The 19,441-nt window shown below is 66.0% G+C and carries 12 protein-coding genes and 1 tRNA gene; 8 read left to right on the top strand and 5 right to left on the bottom strand.

What is annotated here, in order from left to right; genetic code table 11:
* Positions 1-9: 9 nt before the first annotated feature.
* Positions 10-1,107, bottom strand: a complete 1,098-nt coding sequence (locus AC3EDY_RS11050) for a TauD/TfdA family dioxygenase (protein ID WP_488572550.1) — start codon at positions 1,105-1,107, stop codon at positions 10-12.
* A gap of 361 nt (positions 1,108-1,468) precedes the next feature.
* Here AC3EDY_RS11050 and AC3EDY_RS11045 point away from each other — a divergent pair, with 361 nt between their 5' ends.
* Positions 1,469-3,826, top strand: coding sequence for a TonB-dependent receptor (locus AC3EDY_RS11045; RefSeq protein ID WP_488572549.1), 2,358 nt, complete (start codon positions 1,469-1,471; stop codon positions 3,824-3,826).
* 70 nt (positions 3,827-3,896) lie between these two features.
* Here the strand turns inward: AC3EDY_RS11045 and AC3EDY_RS11040 are convergent, their stop codons facing one another.
* A complete protein-coding gene (locus AC3EDY_RS11040) occupies positions 3,897-4,304 on the bottom strand; it encodes a DoxX family protein (protein WP_488572548.1) in 408 nt (135 codons plus the stop codon).
* 51 nt (positions 4,305-4,355) lie between these two features.
* Positions 4,356-6,413, bottom strand: coding sequence for an ATP-dependent DNA helicase RecG (recG, locus tag AC3EDY_RS11035; RefSeq protein WP_488572671.1), 2,058 nt, complete (start codon positions 6,411-6,413; stop codon positions 4,356-4,358).
* A gap of 64 nt (positions 6,414-6,477) precedes the next feature.
* Between recG and AC3EDY_RS11030 the strand changes: the two genes are divergently transcribed.
* Entirely contained in the window at positions 6,478-6,786 is a 309-nt protein-coding gene (locus AC3EDY_RS11030) for an FAD assembly factor SdhE (protein WP_488572547.1), read from the top strand.
* A gap of 95 nt (positions 6,787-6,881) precedes the next feature.
* Positions 6,882-10,385, top strand: coding sequence for a transcription-repair coupling factor (mfd, locus tag AC3EDY_RS11025; RefSeq protein ID WP_488572546.1), 3,504 nt, complete (start codon positions 6,882-6,884; stop codon positions 10,383-10,385).
* Positions 10,386-10,393: 8 nt separating this feature from the next.
* Here mfd and AC3EDY_RS11020 read toward each other — a convergent pair whose 3' ends face one another.
* Complete coding sequence (locus tag AC3EDY_RS11020; RefSeq protein ID WP_488572545.1) at positions 10,394-11,737, bottom strand: EAL domain-containing protein; 1,344 nt, start codon at positions 11,735-11,737, stop codon at positions 10,394-10,396.
* A 130-nt stretch (positions 11,738-11,867) separates the two neighbouring features.
* Here AC3EDY_RS11020 and AC3EDY_RS11015 point away from each other — a divergent pair, with 130 nt between their 5' ends.
* The 3 genes from AC3EDY_RS11015 to AC3EDY_RS11005 all read left to right on the top strand — a co-directional run bounded on the left by AC3EDY_RS11015 (position 11,868) and on the right by AC3EDY_RS11005 (position 14,544).
* Positions 11,868-12,671, top strand: a complete 804-nt coding sequence (locus tag AC3EDY_RS11015) for an NAD kinase (protein ID WP_488572544.1) — start codon at positions 11,868-11,870, stop codon at positions 12,669-12,671.
* Positions 12,672-12,800: 129 nt separating this feature from the next.
* Positions 12,801-12,875 (top strand) — tRNA-Asn (locus AC3EDY_RS11010).
* A 328-nt stretch (positions 12,876-13,203) separates the two neighbouring features.
* Positions 13,204-14,544: a methyl-accepting chemotaxis protein gene (locus AC3EDY_RS11005; protein WP_488572543.1), complete on the top strand. Its 1,341-nt coding sequence runs from the start codon at positions 13,204-13,206 to the stop codon at positions 14,542-14,544.
* 55 nt (positions 14,545-14,599) lie between these two features.
* Here AC3EDY_RS11005 and AC3EDY_RS11000 read toward each other — a convergent pair whose 3' ends face one another.
* Positions 14,600-15,229: a polysaccharide biosynthesis/export family protein gene (locus AC3EDY_RS11000; RefSeq protein WP_488572542.1), complete on the bottom strand. Its 630-nt coding sequence runs from the start codon at positions 15,227-15,229 to the stop codon at positions 14,600-14,602.
* Positions 15,230-15,668: 439 nt separating this feature from the next.
* Here AC3EDY_RS11000 and AC3EDY_RS10995 point away from each other — a divergent pair, with 439 nt between their 5' ends.
* Together AC3EDY_RS10995 and AC3EDY_RS10990 are read left to right on the top strand one after the other, a co-directional pair.
* Positions 15,669-17,852 carry a GumC family protein gene (locus AC3EDY_RS10995; RefSeq protein WP_488572541.1) on the top strand — a complete coding sequence of 728 codons (2,184 nt, stop codon included), beginning with the start codon at positions 15,669-15,671 and terminating at the stop codon, positions 17,850-17,852.
* Positions 17,845-19,389 (top strand): glycosyltransferase, encoded by a 1,545-nt coding sequence (locus tag AC3EDY_RS10990; RefSeq protein WP_488572540.1) that lies wholly within the window; start codon positions 17,845-17,847, stop codon positions 19,387-19,389. Before AC3EDY_RS10995 ends, AC3EDY_RS10990 begins: the two co-directional genes overlap by 8 nt.
* Positions 19,390-19,441 lie beyond the last annotated feature (52 nt).

Genomic DNA, 19,441 nt, shown 5'->3' with positions numbered 1-19,441 from the left:
GACGCCGGTTCAGGCGATAAGCCGCGGCACCGCCATGCCGCGCACGTCGAAGTGCGCGTCCGGGTGTTCGGATGCGCCGTTGCGCGGAGCGGCGCGGTGTTGCACCACGCCGTTCTTGCCAAAGCCATCGACCACCGGCTGCGCGCCCTTGCTCGACAGCCAGAGCCGCAGAAGATGACGCTTGCGCTGGGGTTCGGGCCAATCCCAGAACGTGGTGCGGGCGTGCAGCGCGGCATAGTTCGACAGCCACTGGATGTCGCCGGGGCGAAAATCCATCTCGATCGCCATGCCGGGCTCATAGGTTATCGCGTCGAACAGGCGCAGCACCTCGATCTGGTCGTCGGTCAGCTTCGGCACGCCTTCATATTCCTGCGCCGTCAGGATGTAGAGCGAGCCGGCATACATGCTGAACACGCCGTCCTTCAGGCTGACGATGGGCGAGGTATAGGTATCGGCCGGAGCCTCGTGATCCTGGCGGCGCCAGTCCCAGTGAAACGGCTCGAACAGCAGGGGCGCCAGATCGGGCCGGCGGCGCAGGATCTCGTTATAGATCTCGGCACCGGATACCAGGCACGAGGTGCCGCCCTTCCTTGCGCCGCGCAGGCACATCAGCGCGACGATGTCGGAACTGTCGGAATGATAGACCAGCTTGTCGCGCACTTTCGATGACAGGGCGGTGGGGTCGTCCATCGTCTTGTCCGACGTCGCATAGACGTGGTCGATCAGATCGCCCATTTCGTTCTGGCGGATGGGATCGCCCATGTGCAGGCCCAGGATATAATAGATCGCGGCCGAAAGCGCGTCGGAATAAAGCTCTGCCCGCAACCCGCGCACCAGCACGAAACCACGACCGAATTCGACTTCCTGGCGCCAGTCCTCGCAGGCGGACGCCGTTTCCACCAGCGGATATTCGTACGCCTGCACGGTACGCAGATCGGGATCGTCTGCCATGAAACGGGCACCCAGCGCCTCGAGCTCGGCCCGTTGCGCGTCCGAAAGTTCATAGACCCAGTCCTGGCCCTGGCTCAGCTGATCGCCCCGCCACGCGGCGCGGCTGGCGACCGGCAAAAGCGCGGGGGCGGAAGGCGACGTTGCGGACAAGATCATGCTCCTTGTGCATCGTGTTGTGCATCGTGACGGTCTGCTTTTGTATCCTGACGGTCTGTGCCGGGCCGGTTGTGCACGCGGCAATGCGCCATGTCTTGACCCCGGGCGCAAGAGAAATGGACGGCCCGATACGCGCCGGCCCGATGTACGGTCACGAAGCGCCGCATTGCAACATCCGCCTTGCCGCAGCATCGATCGGTCAACTATTCGTGCGTTGCCGCGCAAGACCGCGGGCGCCATATCCAACGATGCTGGCATGGTGAAAAAATGCCTGCCACGCATTAGGCCAGGTTCGGGGAGAATACGCAGCCGGGGGGCTGTCTGAAAAGCGATGAAAAGCATTCTTCGAGGGGGGAATCCCATGCGCCCGTCATCTGTCCTGCTTACTGCCGCCGCGTCGCTCGTGGCGCTTGCCGCGACGTCTGCCCATGCTGCCGATGCCCATGCTGCCGATGCCCATGCCGCCGATGCCCAGTCCGGGGCAGACATGGTCGCCGCCCCTGTCGCCGATCCGGCGGCCGAGGCCGACGGCGGCACGATCGGCACGATCGTGGTCAACGGCGAAAAGCGGGAGGTGAACCTGCAAACCGCGCCGATCGCGATCAGCGTGATCTCGGAAGAAGGGCTGCGCCAGCGCAACGTTGTCGAGCTAGCCGATCTCAATGGCTTCATCCCCGGCCTGACGGTGACCAAGAGCGAAGGGAACGAGCGTGTCATCGCCATTCGCGGCGTGGGCTATGAAACCGCGCAGAACCCCAATTCGCAGCCCGGTGTCGCGTTCCATATCGACGGAGTCTATATCGCCCATGTCGTGGCGCTGAACCAGGACCTGCTCGATGTCGATCATGTGGAAGTGCTGCGCGGGCCGCAGGGCACCGTGTTCGGCCAGACGTCGACCGGGGGTGCGATCAACGTGATCACGCGCAAGCCGGTGCTGGGCAGCTACACCGGCGAAGCGCAGCTCAGCTACGGCAACTACAATTTCGTGCGCGCAATGGGCACGCTCAACGTACCGATCGCCGAAACCCTGGCCCTGCGCGGCACGGTGCAATATCTGCGGCACGACGGATACGGCTATGCCATAGGCGTGCCCGGCTACGATCGCTATCCGCTCGACAATGCCAACAATCTGGGTGCCCACGTTTCATTGCTGTGGCAGCCTTCGGTCGATACCAGCGTGACACTTTCGGCGCAGTCGTTCGATGCCGATCATAACGCCGCGCTGCAAAAATGCCTGCTCTGCAGCACCGATCCACTCGCCGGCAGCACAACCTATGTCGCCGATCCCAACGCCAATCCGCGCGTGGTCAGCCAGGATTTCGGCGGCAAGTACCTGACCAAGACGCGCATGGCCTATCTTTCCATCGCGCAGACGCTCGATGACAAGGTCGTGCTCAAGTCCGTCACGGCCTATCAATATCTCAACAAGGACCAGTCGGTCGACAACGACCGCTTCATCTATGCCAACTACAAGGACAATCTGGTCAAGTGGCAGGACATGAGCAGCACCTGGACGCAGGAAATCTCGGCCTCGTCCACGCCTAACAGATCGGTCGAATGGGTCATCGGCGGGTTCTATCTGCGCCAGCGCGCGTTGCAGAACATCCTGGAACACACGACCGGGGGTTTTTCCGTCGATCCCGCCACCGGAGAGGCCGTGTCGTTCCAGACCGACAGCCCCTATCAGCATACGACATGGGCCGGCTATGCCCAGGCCATCGTTCACGCCACCGACAAGCTCGATCTGATCGGCGGCCTGCGCTATAACTGGGACAGGATTTCGGCCCAGCCCGTGCAGTATTTCACCGTGCTGACCCCGCGCACCGCCACCAGCGACGCTTTGACCGGGAAAGTCAGCGTGCAATACCAGGTGACGCCCACCAACATGGTCTACGTAACCGGCTCGAAAGGCTACAAGCCCAGCGGGGTGACGTTCAGCGGCGATTCCATCTTCGTCAAGAGCACATACCGTAAGGAAACGGTCTGGGCGGCCGAAGTGGGATCGAAGAACGAATTCTTCGATCAGACCCTGCGCCTCAACGTCGCCGGTTATTATTACTGGTACAAGGATTTCCAGTTCACCGCCGAAGACCCGGTGCCTTTTGCCGGCGGCACCGCCAACATCCCGCGTGCCGAAACCTATGGCATCGAGTTCGAAACCACGTGGGCGCCGACCAAGCAGCTGCGGTTCGACGGCAACCTGGCACTGGCCGAAGGCAAGTTCCATGGCGACTATTTCACGATCGACAAGCAAAGCGCGCAGGACGTCCGCGGCCGGACCTATGCCGCGCTGGGCTTTCCTGCCGGCTGGTACTACGATCCGCGCGTGATTTCGGCCGTGCAGGGCGCCGCTATCAACACCAATGGCCGAAAGATCCCCAAGCTGCCGGGCGTGCAGGGCAGCTTTGCCGCCACCTATACCGCCCCGGTCGGCCCGGGCGAACTGATGCTGCGCGGCGAAGTGATCTATCGCGGCAAGTTCAACTCGCGCATTTTCAATGTGCCGCAGTTCGACACGGTGCCGGCCTATACGATCGGCAATCTGATGATCCAATACCGGCCCAATGCTTCGCCGTTCACCTTCTCGGTCACGGGCACCAACATCACAGACAAAGCCGGGATCAGCAACAAGTTTGCCGATCCTTATGGTTCGGGCACCACCAGCGCGGAATACATCCCGCCGCGCCAGGTTTTCGGCACTGTCGGCTACAAGTTCTAAGTTGCCGCTTCCACCTTGCCGGCAGCGCGGGCATTCCCGCGCTGCCGTCTTTTTTCCTTGATGCAGCCGTTCAGCCCGGCGAAGCGGACGACCGGGAACGCCCGAGGCAATCGCCCGCCCATAGCGCCGCCCAGATCAGCAACGGCTGGGCCAGCATGCGAGGGATGTGATAAGCGAGGCCCAGGCCGTGATCGGGCCGGGCCAGGTCCATCACCATATGGTTCGCATTGGCCGGCCACACGCACAGGGCATAGGTCGCAAGCCCCCACCCCGCCGCCCGGCGCAACGCCGGGCTATAGCGTTGCACCAGCGCCATGCCGCCCGCCAGTTCGGCCAGGCCCGTGAGCATGATCACCAGCGGCGCATCGGGCACCCAGGCCGGCGTGATTTTCAGGAACGGCCCCGGCAGCGCCAGATGCAGCACACCTGCCGCCAGATAGAGCAGGCCAAGCAGAATGCGCACGGCACGAAGGATCATGCCCCGTTTCTGGCATTGGACAAGGCAAACGCCAAGGAAAAGGATGCGGCGTCAGCCGCCGCGCAGCAGTTGCACGCCCCAGTCCCGCTCGAACAGATAGAGCAGAACCCGCGCCGCTTCTCCACGCGGAGAGGAAAGACCGCCATCCCGCTCCATCAGCAGACGCGCATCATCGTGCGCGATCGGCAGGAGATTGGCGATCTGCTCGAAATCGGCGACGCGAAACGGCGTATCGCCCGATTGGCGCGTACCCAGCAGTTCCCCGCCGCCGCGCAGGCGCAAGTCCTCCTCGGCCAGGCGGAACCCATCCTGCGTTTCGCGCATCAGGGCCAGCCTTTCGCGGGCGACCTTGCTGACCATGTCGCCGCGCAGCAGCAGGCAGGTGGATTTCTGGCTGCCCCGCCCCACGCGCCCGCGCAGCTGGTGCAATTGCGCCAGGCCAAAGCGTTCGGCCTGCTCGATCACCATCAGGGTGGCGTTGGGCACGTCCACACCCACTTCGATCACGGTCGTCGCCACCAGCAGGCTGGCCTCGCCACGGGCAAACCGTTCCATCGCGGCGTCCTTGGCCTCGGGCCGCATCTGCCCGTGAACCATGACGACCCCGTTGCCGAACCGCGCGGCCAGCATGGCATGGCGCGCTTCGGCGGCGGCGATATCTTCGTTCTCCGCCTCGCGCACCATCGGGCAGACCCAATAGGCCTGATGCCCGGCCGCGATGTGACGACCGATCCCGTCGATCACGTCGGCCAGTCGCTCCTGCGCCACCACGCGGGTATCGATCGCCTGGCGGCCGGGCGGCATCTCGTCCAGCCGCGAAACGTCCATTTCGCCATATTGCGCCAGAGTCAGCGTCCGCGGGATCGGCGTTGCGGTCATGGCCAGGCAATGCGGGGGGCGGCGCGCCTTCTGCGTCAGCATCAGGCGCTGGCCCACGCCAAAGCGGTGCTGTTCGTCGATCACTACCAGTGCCAGGTTGCGATAGGCGACGCTGTCCTGAAAGATCGCGTGCGTGCCCACCAGAATGTCGATCCCGCCATCGAGCAGGTTCATCAGCAGCGCCTCGCGCACGCGGCCCTTGTCGCGCCCGGTGAGCAGGGCGATGTTCACCCCCGTGCCCTGCGCCATCCGGGCCAGGGTATCGGCATGCTGGCGCGCCAGAATCTCGGTGGGGGCAAGAAGCGCCGCCTGCCCGCCGGCTTCGACCGCCACCAGCATCGCGTGCAGCGCCACGGCCGTCTTGCCCGATCCGACATCGCCCTGCAGCAGGCGGAGCATGGGTGAGCCCTGCGCCATATCGCCTTCGATCTCGGCGATCGCGCGCTTTTGCGCCCCGGTCAGCGCGAATGGCAGATCGAGCTTGGCACGCAGGCGCCCGTCGCCATGCAGGGGCTGGCCGTTGCGGGTGCGGTTGGCCGCCCGCACCAGCATCAGGGCCAGCGCATTGGCGAACAGCTCGTCATAGGCCAGGCGATCCCTGGCGCGCTTGTCCGGCGCTTGGTGCGCGGCGGCCAGGGCTTGCCGCCAACCGGGCCATTCCTCGCGCGCGAGGAGGCCCGGTTCGATCCATTCGGGCAGCGTCGGCGCCTGGGCCAGCGCCTGGTGGACCAGCGCTGCCACGCGCCCCTGCGTCAATCCCTCGGACAGCGGATAGACCGCCTCGGTCAGGCGTCCCTGCAGGCCCGCGCTGTCCTCGCTGACATGATCGGGATGGACGATCTGCCAGCCCTGGCCGAACTGGTCGAGCCGCCCGGCGATCCAGCGCCGCTCGCCCACGGGGAGCGCCTTTTTCGCGCTATAGGCGGCGCGGCCGAAATAGACGATCGCCACGTGGTTGCCCACGGCGTCTTCGGCCATGACCCGGAACGGCCCCCGGCCGGCCTGCGGGCGGTGTTCGCGCACGGTGATGGGCACCACGACCTGTTCCCCCAGCGTGGCCTCGTCCAGATTGGCCACGGCGCGCCGCTGCACGAAACGATCGGGCAGATGATAGAGGAAGTCGCGCACCCGCGTCAGCCCCAGCTTGTCGAGCGGGCGGGCAAGACCCGCACCCACGCCTTTCAGGCTGGTGGCCTCGGCAAACAGGGCATTGAGCAATTCAGGGCGCATGGCGCCGCCATAATCGTCAAGCAGCCGTTGCGCCATGGGGCAAGCTGGCTTACCCGCAACCGCCATGAGCGACACGACCGACACGACCGCGACTCAAGAGCCCGCACCGCTGGACGAAGCGCGCCTGCGCCGGATGAAATTCCGCGCCTGGCATCGTGGCACGCGCGAGGCCGATTACATGATCGGCTGCTTTTTCGATCATTATCACGGCACCTGGGGCGAGGCGGAGGCCGCCTGGTTCGAGAAGCTGCTGGACGAAGAGGATGTCGACATCATGGGCTGGGCTCTGGGCACGCTGGCCGTGCCGGACGAATACCAGGGTGCCTTGATGGACCGCATGCGGCGGCTCGATTACGTCGATATTCCCCGCTGAGGCACCGCACGGCCCGGCCCGTCGGCACGGCCCCCGCGCGGCCGGAACAGATCGCCCAAAAGCCTGCCCCAGAAGCCTGCCAAAGAACCCACGCCATGCCTGATCTTTCCCGCATCCTTTCCGCCCGCACGCCGCTGACGCTTGCCAGCGTGGCACGCGGCGCGCAGCCGCTGGTCATGGCCGATCTTGCCCGCGCCGCGGCGGCGGCCACCGCGCAAGGGCGCTGCGTGTTCGTGACGCCCGACGATGCGGCGCTGCGCGCGGTGGCGGAAAGCGCGGGCTTTTTCGCGCCAGAGCTGGAGGTGATCGATTTTCCGGCGTGGGACTGCCTGCCGTTCGACCGCGCCTCGCCTGCCTTGTCGATCAGCGCGCGACGCCTTGCCGCCTTGCAACAGCTTCAGCGGCGGCGCGACGGGCAGCCGCAGTTGCTGGTGACCACGATCAACGCCCTGCTGCAACGCACGCTAACCCCGTTCCGCATCCGCGAATCCACCCGCCTGCTGACCCCGGGCGCGGAAATCGGCCGCGAAAGCCTGATCGCCCTGCTGCAGCGCCAGGGCTATTCGCGCACCGACACCGTTGTCGATGCCGGCGAATATGCCGTGCGTGGCTCGGTCTTCGATGTCTATCCCACGGGCCTCGATCACGGATTGCGTCTCGATTTCTTTGGCGACGAGCTGGAAACGCTGCGTCTGTTCGATCCCGGCACACAGCGTTCGGTGCAACCGGTGGACAGCCACCTCCTGCTGCCCGCCAGCGAAGCGCTGCTCGACGATGCCTCGATCAAGCGCTTCCGCAGCCGCTATCGCGCGACGTTCGGCGCCAATGCCACGGGTGACGCGCTCTATCAGGCAGTCAGCGACGGGCGGCGCCTGGCCGGGATGGAGCACTGGCTGCCCCTGTTCGAAGAGCGCATGGCCACACTGTTCGATCATCTGCAGGATGGCGATCTGGTGGTGATCGATGCCGCGGCCGCCAAGGCAGCCGAAGCACGGCTGGCCGATATTGCCGATTACCATCAGGCGCGCACCGAGGCGGCGGCGCGGCAGTCTGGCAGCTACCGCCCGCTCAAGCCCGACGCGCTGTACCTGACGCGCGACGAGCTCGATCGTGCGCTGGCGGGGTGGCCGGCACACCGCGCGACGATCTTCGCCGAACCGGAAAGCGCCGCCGTGCTCGACTTCGGCTTTGCCAGCGCGCGCGATTTTGCGCCGGACCGCGCCCAGGGGGCCAACATCTATCAGGCTGCGGCCAGGCATCTCGCCGCCCTGGGCACGCGCGGGGTGAAGCCGATCGTCGCTGCCTACACTCCCGGCTCGCGCGCCCGGCTCGCCGCGCTGCTGGGCGAAGCGGGCAAACAGGCCCCCACGATGGCCGACAGCTGGCAGGAAGCGCTTGGCCTTGCGGCCAGCGGGCGCGCGGCTGCGGTCGTCCTGCCGCTGGAACAGGGCTTTGCCAACGACGCTGTCGAACTTCTGACCGAGCAGGACATTCTCGGCGATCGCCTCGTGCGGCGCAAGAAGAAGCGCAAGGATGCCGATGCCTTTCTGGCCGAGCTTTCCGCGCTGACGCCCGGCGATCTCGTCGTCCACATGGACCACGGCATCGGCCGCTATGAAGGGCTGGAAGCCATCGCCGTGGGCGAAAGCCCGCACGATTGCGTGCAGTTGACCTATGCCGGGGGTGACAAACTCTACATCCCGGTCGAAAATCTCGACGTGCTGTCCCGCTATGGCAACGAGAGCGAGGCCGTCTCGCTCGACAAGCTTGGCGGCGAAGGATGGCAGCGGCGCAAAGCGCGCATGCGCGAGCGCATTCTGGAAATGGCCGGGCAACTCATGTCGACCGCGGCCCTGCGCGCGCTGCGCCAGGCCGATGTCCTGGCGGTCGATCCGGCCAGCTACGGGCCTTTCGTCGATCGTTTTCCCTGGGACGAGACCGAAGACCAGGAACGCGCGATCGAAGACGTGCTGGCCGATATGGCCGATGGCAAGCCGATGGACCGCCTGGTTTGCGGCGACGTCGGCTTCGGCAAGACCGAAGTGGCCCTGCGCGCGGCTTTCGTGGCGGCCATGGCCGGGCACCAGGTGGCGGTGATTGCCCCCACCACGCTGCTGGCACGCCAGCACTATGCCAATTTCGTCGAGCGGTTTTCGGGCTTTCCCCTGCAGATCGGGCGCTTGTCCCGCCTGGTGCCCGCCAAGGAAGCCGGCGAAACCCGCGCCGGCCTTGCCGCGGGCACGGTGGACATCGTCATCGGCACCCATGCGCTCCTGGCCAAGTCGGTGGAATTCAAGCGACTGGGCCTTGTCATCGTCGACGAGGAACAGCGCTTTGGCGTGACGCACAAGGAAAAGCTCAAAGAGCTGAAAACCGATGTCCACGTGCTGACTCTCACGGCAACGCCGATCCCGCGCACCTTGCAGATGGCGATGTCGGGGCTGCGCGAACTTTCCACGATCCAGACCCCGCCGGTAGACCGCCTGGCCGTGCGTACCTATGTGATGCCGTGGGACGACGTGACCATGCGCGATGCCCTGATGCGCGAGCACCAGCGCGGCGGCCAGAGCTTCATCGTCGTGCCGCGCATTGCCGACATGGCCGACGTGGAGGAGTGGCTGCGCCTGAACGTGCCCGAAATCCGCTTCGTGACCGCGCACGGACAGATGAGCCCGACCGAAGTGGAAGACCGCATGAGTGCTTTCTACGAACGGAAATACGAAGTGCTGCTGTCCACCACGATCGTGGAAAGCGGCATCGATATACCCAGCGCCAACACGATCGTGCTGCACCGGGCCGATCGCTTTGGCCTGGCGCAGCTATACCAGCTGCGCGGCCGCGTGGGTCGCGGCAAGCTGCGCGCCTATGCCTATCTTACCTATCCCGAAGGCCAGGCCCTTTCCGAAGTGGCGGAAAAGCGGCTGAAAGTGCTGGGCGATCTCGATTCGCTGGGGGCCGGGTTCCAATTGGCCAGCCACGATCTCGACCTGCGCGGCGCGGGCAACCTGCTGGGAGACGAGCAATCGGGCCACATCAAGGAAGTGGGCTTCGAGCTTTACCAGTCCATGTTGGAAGAGGCGATCCTGGCGGCCAAGGCCGGCGACATCGGCCTGGCACGCGAGCGTGAAGCGCTGTCGCCGCAGATCACGCTCGATGCGCCGATCATGATCCCCGAAGATTACGTCCCCGATCTTGCCGTGCGCATGGCGCTCTATCGCCGCATGAACGATGCCGAAGGCGCCGAAGCGGTGGAAGCGCTGGCGGCCGAGATGATCGACCGCTTCGGCCCCCTGCCACCGCCGACACAGAACCTGCTGAAACTGATCGAGGTGAAGCGCCAGGCGATCGAGGCGCGCATTTCCAAAATCGACGTGGGGCAGAAAGGGGTCCTCGTCTCGTTCCACAACGACGATTTTCCCGATCCCATGGGCCTTGTGGCCTATGTCGAACGGCTCAAGGGCACGGCCAAGCTGCGACCGGACAACAAGCTGGTGATCCAGCGTGCCTGGGGCGACGCGCAGGCACGCCTCAACGGGCTGGTCCAGTTGACCAAGGGTCTTTCCACCATTGCCCGGCGCGCCGTGAAGAAAGCAGCCTGAGCGACGAGTCAGAGCGCATCTGCTGCCAGGCGCGCCATGGCCGCCTTGTCCAGCGGCCCTGCGCGCAGGAAGCCCTGGAACAGATCGACACCCTCTTGCGCCAGAACGGCGAGTTGCTCGGTGTTTTCCACCCCTTCGGCCACCACGCGCAGCGACAGCGCGCGGGCCATGGCCACGATCGCCGAAAGGATCGCCCGGTCGCGCCCGTCGCGCGCCACGTCGCGCACCAGCGACCGATCGAGCTTCAGCATGTCGAGCGGCAAGGCCTTGAGCGTGCGGAAGTTGGAAAAGCCGGTGCCGAAATCATCGAGTGCCACCGCCACGCCATACCCGGCCAAATGGCGCAGGGCGGCCGCGCAAGCCTCGAAATCGGCGATCAGCGTCTGTTCGGTGATCTCGATCGTCAGGCGTTCGGGTGCAAGGCCCGCGGCAGCGATGCGCGCCAGCAGACCGGGCGCGAAATCGGGCAATGCGAAATCCTCGGCCGTGACGTTGAGCGACAGGCGCAAAGGCACGGGCCAATCGCGCGCGCCGGCCAGTGCGGCGGTGGCAATGGCTTGCGAAAGCGGAACGATCTGATCGGCCCGCTCCGCCACGGCGAACAGCGTTTCCGCCCCGATCCGTCCCATCTGCGGATGCTCCCACCGCGCGAGCGCTTCGGCCCCGGCCAGGCCGCCGTCGCCGACGCGGAATTGCGGCTGATAAAGCACCGTGATTTCCCGGCGATGCAGGGCCCCGATCAGATCGGCCTCGAGCCGCGCCACGCTGCGCCCGCGCGCTGGATGGCTACCGTCGGCCCAGGCCAGGCGCCGCGCGCCGCTCCGTTGAAGATGCGCCAACGCCTGGTCCAGCCGGTCGAGCAGAATAGCGCTGCCATCGCCGCTCTGTCCGCGCAGCAGGGCAATGCGGGGTACAAGCCGCGCGCTCTCGTTGCTGACAGCCAGGGGCCGGGCAATGGCACGGCCCAGGCCCTGTGCCAGCGTCTGCCACCTCTGCCGGCTCATCGGACAGACCGACGCGATCAGGAATTCCCCGCCCGAAACCCGCGCCACCAGCATATCGTTCGTGCCGCCGCCGGATTCTCGGATGTCGCGCGCGGCAAAATCGGCAATGCGCCGCGCCACCTGGGCCAAGACATGATCGCCCCCGCCCTGGCCGAACGCCAGATTGACCGCCTGAAAGCGGCCAAGCCCAACCAGCATCGCCTGCACCAGGCCGTCCATCGCCGCGCGATCGAGCCAGGCCCGTGCCGCGCCGACATCGGCCAGGCCCGTCAGTTCGTCCCGCCCCCCGCGCGGAGCATCCCCGCCTGACGAGGTCGCGGGCGGATCGGGGCGGAAAACCTGGGTCATGACATGGCGGCCCTATCGCGATCGGCGCCGCTTCGCCATGGCCTGGCATTTTCACATTGCGCCATATTGGGGCGCCCCATATCACGCCTCCGGTTCGCACGCTGGCGGCGCAGAGCGGGAATGGACGGACATGGCACTGACTGGATCGACGAATGCCGCCACGCACGATCGGCTGGCACTACTGGCCTCGCCCACGGATCGCGCGCAGGATGCGGCTGCCGCGCTGATGAAAACCCATCGCTGGGTGCCGTTCGAGGAAGCCGCCGCCGTCGTCGTGCTGGGCGGCGACGGGTTCATGCTGCAAGTCCTGCATCACATGCTCGATGCCGATCGGGTGCTGCCGGCCTATGGTCTGAATCTGGGCACGGTGGGCTTTCTGATGAACAAGCAGAAGAGCAGCCGCCCGCTGGAAGAGCGGATCGCCCGTTCGCGGCCCGTGGCGATCAGCCCGCTGCGCATGGAAGTGGTGACCGCAACCGGCGAAACGCAATGCTGCTATGCCATCAACGAAGTGTCGCTGCTGCGCGAAACCCGGCAGACCGCCAAGCTGGAAGTGGTAGTGAACGGCCGGACCCGCATTCCCGAATTGTCGTGCGATGGCGTCCTCGTGGCAACGCCAGCCGGATCGACGGCCTACAACCTGTCGGCCAATGGCCCGATCCTGCCGCTGGGCGCCAATATCCTGGCGCTCACGCCGATCAGCCCGTTCCGCCCTCGCCGCTGGCGCGGGGCGATCCTGCCCGATACGGCCGAAATCGTGTTCCGCGTGCTCGAATCGGCCAAGCGCCCCGTCCTGGTGGTGGCGGACCAGAAGGAAGCGCGCGACGTAAGCGAAGTGCGTGTGCGTGCCTGGCGCGACCATCAACTGACTCTGCTGTTCGATCGCGGGCGCAGCCTGGACGAGCGGATCTTTGCTGAACAATTCATGGGCTGACCCGCGAATCCGGGCTGGAATTGAGGAACTGCAGGCCGGAGCCGATTGTGCAAAATTCCCGCTGCGCCCGCTTGCCATGGACGAAATGCCTGCTATTAGCACCCACCTGTTCCGGGCAACCGGAACTGCTCCCTGATAGCTCAGCGGTAGAGCACTCGACTGTTAATCGAGCGGCCGTAGGTTCGAATCCTACTCAGGGAGCCATTTCTCCGGCCCCGTTGCTGCCGACATCCCCTTATTCAGTTCTTGCGGCTCACGCCATCGATGTGCTGGCGCATATGCTCCGGCGGCAGGATCATGGCCCACGCCGGCAAAGTGCGCCACCATCAATATGTTAATGCTTGCGCTTGAAAGGCACGGTCTGATCGCGATTCGGCAAGAGATTAATGGATCCCGATCAATTGCGCGCGCATCAACCGGACTGCACACAACCTGTCATTTAGGGCAAAAGACGCCGATCCAAAGTCACAGGTCAATGCTCATGCTCGATTGGTTCGAAAAGTCGGCGCCCATTCGCGCGAAGTTCAAAGCCTTGACGGCAACTTACACCGTTCTTGGCATCATCGCCTTGCTGGCGTTGTCGCTGGTGGCTGCGGGACTCGCCCCGTTCTGGGCCGCTATCGCCGCAACTGCCTTTGCACAGAGCGCCGTTCTGATCGTGAACGTGGTGGCAGGCCGGCTGATCTGCGACCCCTATGTCAACACTGTCGTGCGGATGGAGGCGCTTGCCGCTGGCGATACCGACAGCGTGATCCAGTATACCGATCACCGGGATTGCGTGGGCCGGATGACCGCGGCGATGTCGCAGTTTCGGGACAATATCCTGGCAATGACCAATGCCGCCGATCAGGAACGCGTCGTCTCGACACTCAACGCCTCGCTCAAGCGCCTGGCCGCAAACGACCTTTGCGCAACAATCACCGAACCTTTTCCTGCTGCCTATGAAGACATGCGGGTCAATTTCAACGCCGCGCTGGTGTCGCTGGCCGAAGCGATCGGGCAGGTGAGGACCGGGGCGGAGTCGGTTTCGAGCGGCGCATCGGAAATCCGCACCGCCACCGACGATCTTTCGGTGCGCAACGAACAGCAGGCGGCCGGATTGCAATCGGCGGCCCATGCGATGAGCGAAGCCACGCGCAGCATCCTCGAAACGTCTCAGCAGGCGGGCAAGGCCGGGCAATCCGTGGCCTCCAGCCTTGAAACGGCCAAGACCGGCAGCCGTGTCGTTACCGACGCGGTTACCGCGATGGAAGCGATCAAGGCCTCGGCCGACCAGATTTCGACGATTACCGGCCTGATCGACGGGATCGCGTTCCAGACCAATCTTCTGGCGCTCAACGCCGGGGTGGAAGCAGCGCGCGCGGGCGAAGCAGGGCGCGGTTTCGCGGTGGTCGCCAGCGAAGTCCGCATTCTTGCCCAGCGTTCGGGCGATGCCGCCAAGGAGATCAGGGCGCTGATCGATACCAGCGCCGTCGAAGTGGAACGCGGCGCGCAGCTTGTAGCAGAAACAGGCAAGGTCCTGTCTGGCTTGCTGCAGGAAATCAGCGACATCAACGCCTTCGTCAGCCGCGTGGCGACCCAGGCCAAGGATCAGGCGCTGAATCTTGAAGAGATCAATGCACGTGTTTCGGACATGGACCGGCTGACGCAGCAGAATGCGGCGATGACCGAGGAAAGCACTGCGGCGGCGCGCGGCCTGGCCAGCGAAGCGAAGCGGCTCAACGACCTTGTCGAAAGCTTTACCGTTCCCGGCGCAGGCCGCACGCGGAGCGCTCCCGTGTCGGCCCAATTGCCCGACCGCGCACCGCCGCCGGCCGTTCTGCAGCAGCGGCAGGCCTTGCAGGCCGTCGGCCAGGATTGGTCGGCATTCTAGACATGATCGTTTCGCGGGGCCGCTGCCCACCGCGCGGGCCAGGCCCTCTGCGGTGTCAGAAGTAGCGTTGGCCGATGCGGATCGTGTCACCCGGCAGCACGGCCACCGGCGCGCCGCTGCGCAAGGATACGCTGCGCTCGACCGAAGACGTCTGCCGGCGCAGGAACACGGTCCTTTCATTGGCGCGATAGGTAAAGCCGCCGGCCTTGGCGATGGCCTGGTCGAGCGTGATCCCTGATGCATAGGGATATTCGCCAGGCTTGTTGACCTCTCCCAGAATATAGAACGGCCGGTAGTTGAGCACTTCGACACTCACGCGCGGATCGTTGACATAGGCGCCGGCAAGCCGGCCGGTAATCTCGCGCGTCACCTCTTCGATCGTGCGGTTTGCAGCCTCCACCGCGCCGATCAGCGGAAAGGCCACCGCACCCGTTGCGCTGACGTTGTATTCGCCCGTCAGCGTCGGTTCGTTGAACACCGTGATCCGCAGCTTGTCACCCGCGCCCACGCGATAGCCGGCAAGGCCCGCGGCCCGATCGGCCATGGAAAGCGGCTGGGCCGATTGCCCCGCGCAACCAGGCAGCACGGCCGCGAGGCTGAGCGCCGCCATGAGCACGAACGGGTGGCGCGCGCGCTGCCCCCGGCACCGGGCACGTAAACCGCCGCGTTCGTTCTGGGGAATCACGTCATACCCTCCATGTCCGCTCGTTTCGCTGCTGTTCTATGCCCAGGCCGCGCGATGACAATGGAGCGCGCCATGACGAAGGCTCCGACATGGAGGCATTCCGCCGGGATCGGAATCCGCCGCCGTGCCGCGCGCCGCGCCGGGCAATGGCACGGCCCGCGCGGTTCCGCTTCCGGAGTCGCCGGGCCAGCCATGCGGACAGCGCCTACGCAGTTTTCCGAGGTCATCGGGTAAATTATCAGTAAGGTTGACCAGTTCCGGCCGCGCATCCGTCGCGGCCCGGCCAAGGCTTTCGCCGCGGCCTGTCGCCCGTCCGCGATGGCCGGGCAACGGCTGTGCGCTATTGCTCCGCTGCGGATATGCTTGGCCTTCCTTGCGCGGGCGAACGACCACAGGCTGAAACCAGTCCGGGGTGCAAACCTGATGGCCAGAGGGAACAATGGTGAACACCGCAATCGACTTTTACCGCGCGCCGGGCGGCATTGCGGCAGTGCCGCCGGCCGAACCACGGACCAGCGGCCCCGCTGCCAACGACCGGGTTGATCTAAGGCGACTGGTCGGCATCTTCCGCCGGCGCCTGGGCGTGTTCCTGGCGGTTTTGCTGGGCGTTCTGGCCCTGGCGGTGATTGTCACGGCCTTGCAGCCGCGCAGGTATCAGGCCCGGGCAGAGATCACGCTGAACAGCAAGCTGCAACTCGTTGCCCCCACCAGCAGCAACGACCGCGCGGATCAGCCCGCCATTCCCAGCGAAAGTTTCGTGGACACGCAGGTTGCGGTCATCACCTCGGAAGCCAATACGGCCGCTGTTGCCGATGCCTTGAACCTGGCGCGCGACCCACGCTTTGCGGCGGCGGAAAACCAGGCAGCCGGCGCGCCCGGGGCCGCGCGGGCCGCAGCCATCGCCTATCTCAACAGAAACGTTGCCGCGCAACGGATCGGCACCACCTATGGGATCGCCATCACGTTCGAAAGCCGCGACCCGGCAGAAGCGGCGCGGATCGCCAATGCCTTTGCCACGCAGTACACCCGCGGCGCGCTCGACGCCAAGCGCACCGGCGCGCACGAGACCACGGCCGCGATTGCCCGCCGGCTGGAACAACTGCGCCAGCAGGCCCTGGCTGACAGCGCCGCCGTGCAACGCTATCGCATCGCCCACAACCTGCTCAGCACCACGCAAGGCACGCTGACCGAACAGGAAATCTCGTCCTACAGCCAGGCGGTCACCGCGGCGCGCGCGCAGGCCAGCGAAGACAGCGCGCGCCTTGAGGCGGCACAGCGACAATTGGTTGCCGGTGGCAGCGGCGGCGTGGGCGAGGCTTCGCTTTCGCCCGTCATCGGCCAGATGCGCGCCCAGCAGGCCACGGTGGCAGGCGAACTTGCCGCGCTGTCCTCGCGCTATGGCCCGCAGCATCCCGAAGTCCTGCGTGCCAGGGCGCAACTCGACAGCATGGGCCGCCAGATCGCCGCCGAAATCCAGCATGTACTGGCCAGCCTGGAAGCCAGGGCGCGGGTCTCGCAGCAGCGCCTTGCCTCGCTGACCGGATCGCTCAACGCCTCGCGCGGGGCGCTCGCCCAGAACAATGCGGCGCAAGTGGGCCTGGACGATCTGCAAAAGCGCGCGGAAACGTCCAACGCGCTCTATGAAAGCTATCTCAACCGCTACAAGGAATTGACGGCGCGCGAGGGCACCGAGCAGGCCGATGCCGATATGCTTCACCGCGCCGATGTGCCGCGCAGCCCCAGCAGCCCGCACGTGATGATCAACGCGATCCTCGCCATGGCGCTGGGCACCGGGCTTGGCATCGCCGCAGCGTTTCTTGCGGAATTGACGTTCACGGGGCTGACCACCGGCGATGAGATCGAGGATCGTCTGGGCGTCCGCTATCTATGTGCCATTCCCATGCTGCAATCGGTTGCCCGGCGCGGCGAGCGGGCTCCCGCCAGCGCCTTGCTGGAAGATCCGCGATCGGCGTTCGCCGAAAGCTTCCGCGCGCTGCGCGCGTCGATCGCGATGAGCACGACGAAGGCGCGGATCATCGCGATCACTTCGGCCCTGCCTGACGAAGGCAAGACGACCACGTCGATCTGCCTGGCCCGCTCGATGGCGGCAACGGGTGACCGCATCCTGCTGATCGACGGCGATTTGCGGCGCCAGGGGGTAAGCCGGTTCCTGCGCGGCGGCGAAGGGCGGCCCGGTCTGGTGGAAGTGCTGCTAGGCACGGCCAGCCTGGAGGATGCGCTGATCGTCGATCCGGCGACAGGTCTTTCGATCCTGCCGCTTTGCGCCGAGGCCGGAGACCGCGCAGAATTGATGACCGGGGTGGAGATGGACCGCCTGCTCGCCACCGCGCGCGAACGGTTCGACGCCATCATCATCGATACCGCGCCGATCCTGCCGATTGCCGACGCGCGACTGCTGCTGGGCAAGGCCGATGCTTCGGTGTTCGTCGTCCGGTGGCGCAAGACGCCCGAACAGGCCTTGCGTTCCGCGCTGCGCCTTTTGCCGACCGACCGGGTGCAACTGGCCGGCGTGGTGCTCACCCGGGTGGACATGCGCAAGCAGTCGCGCTTCGACTATGGCGAGAGCGCGTTCTACCGCAGGTACGAGAACTATTATGCCTGAACGGCCGAACGCGCCGTCGTGCCGCGCAGCGGCCCTGCGGGCCGACGCGCCTGGCAGCAAAGGCACGGACACGAACACGGACGACACCAGCGCGCAACCCGAGGCCTCGACGCTCGCGTCAGGGGCAGGCACGCCAAGCGCATCGGCTGATGCTGCGTTCGCGCCACGGGCGCCGTTGCCCGCGCTGGCGCCGACCGCCGCGCCGCACGCACCTTTCCCGGGCCAGGCCCCGCGCGCCGACACCGACCCGGCACCGGCTTTCCCGCAGTTTCCGCCGACTTATGGCGCCGATGGCGATATCCACTCGGCCTTGCCGGGTTCGGCCCCGTTCGCGGCCGCGGCATTGGCGCGCGACGCGGCTTTGCCGGACAGGGCACGAGACGCCATGGCGGCAAGGCCGGACAGGCTCCCTCATCTGGCGGCTGATCCGGCCTTGGACATGCCGGACCCGCGCCGGCATTTTGCCCGTGTCGCCATCGTGCATTACTGGCTGGTCACCATGCGCGGGGGGGAGCGCGTGCTGGAGCGACTGCTGCACCTGTTCCCCCAGGCCGACATCTTCACGCATGTCTATGATCCGGCGGCGGTATCCGGCGTGATCCGCAGCCGCAAAGTGACCACCAGCTTCATTCAGCGCCTGCCGGGCGCCCGCCGCCATTATCAAAGCTATCTGCCGCTGATGCCCATGGCGCTGGAACAGCTTGACCTGCGCGGATACGATCTGGTGATCAGCAGCGAAAGCGGCCCGGCCAAAGGCGTGATCACTGCGCCCGATGCCCTGCATCTCAGCTATGTGCATTCGCCCATGCGCTATCTATGGGATCATTATCACGATTACCGGCAGGGCGCCGGCCTGCTCGGCCGGGCGGCAATGCCGCTGTTGTGCCATCGCCTGCGCGCGTGGGATGCAAGCTCTGCCGCGCGGGTCGACCGGATCGTGGCAAACTCCCGTTTCATTCAGCGCCGGATCGCCAAGGCCTGGCGCCGCGAAGCGCAGGTGGTGCATCCGCCGGTAGAGGTGGACCTGTTCCGCCCTTCGGACGCGGTAGGGCCAGCCTATCTCTGGGTGGGGCAGATGGTGCCCTACAAGCGGCCGGATCTGGCCATCGATGCGTTCAACGTGCTGGGCCTGCCGCTGGTGATGGTGGGCGACGGGCCGCTGGCCGCTGCCATGCGCCGCCGCGCCGGGCCGAACATCGCGATCCTGCCCCGCCTGGATTTTGCCGCCTTGCGCCAGGCCTATGCCCGATGCCGCGCGCTGGTGTTTCCGGCCGAGGAGGATTTCGGCATCGTCCCGGTGGAAGTCATCGCATCGGGCCGTCCGGTTCTGGCCTATGCCGGCGGCGGCGCGCTTGACAGCGTGACGCAGGACCTTTCCGGCCAGTTCTTTGCCAGCCAAAGCGTGGAATCGCTGATCGCCGGGGTGGAGGCAATGGAAGCCTGGCTGCCTCACTTCGACCCGGCAGCGGCCATGGCCGATGCCCGCCGTTTTGCGCCCGGCCGTTTCGATCGCGGGCTACTGGCCGCTCTCGCATGACAGCGGCGATGCCGGTATCATCCCATGCAGCAGGCAGGCAAACGCGCCTGGC

It is taken from the genome of Novosphingobium sp. DS6-6 (assembly GCF_057784975.1).
This window is presented reverse-complemented; position numbering and strand designations above follow the sequence as displayed.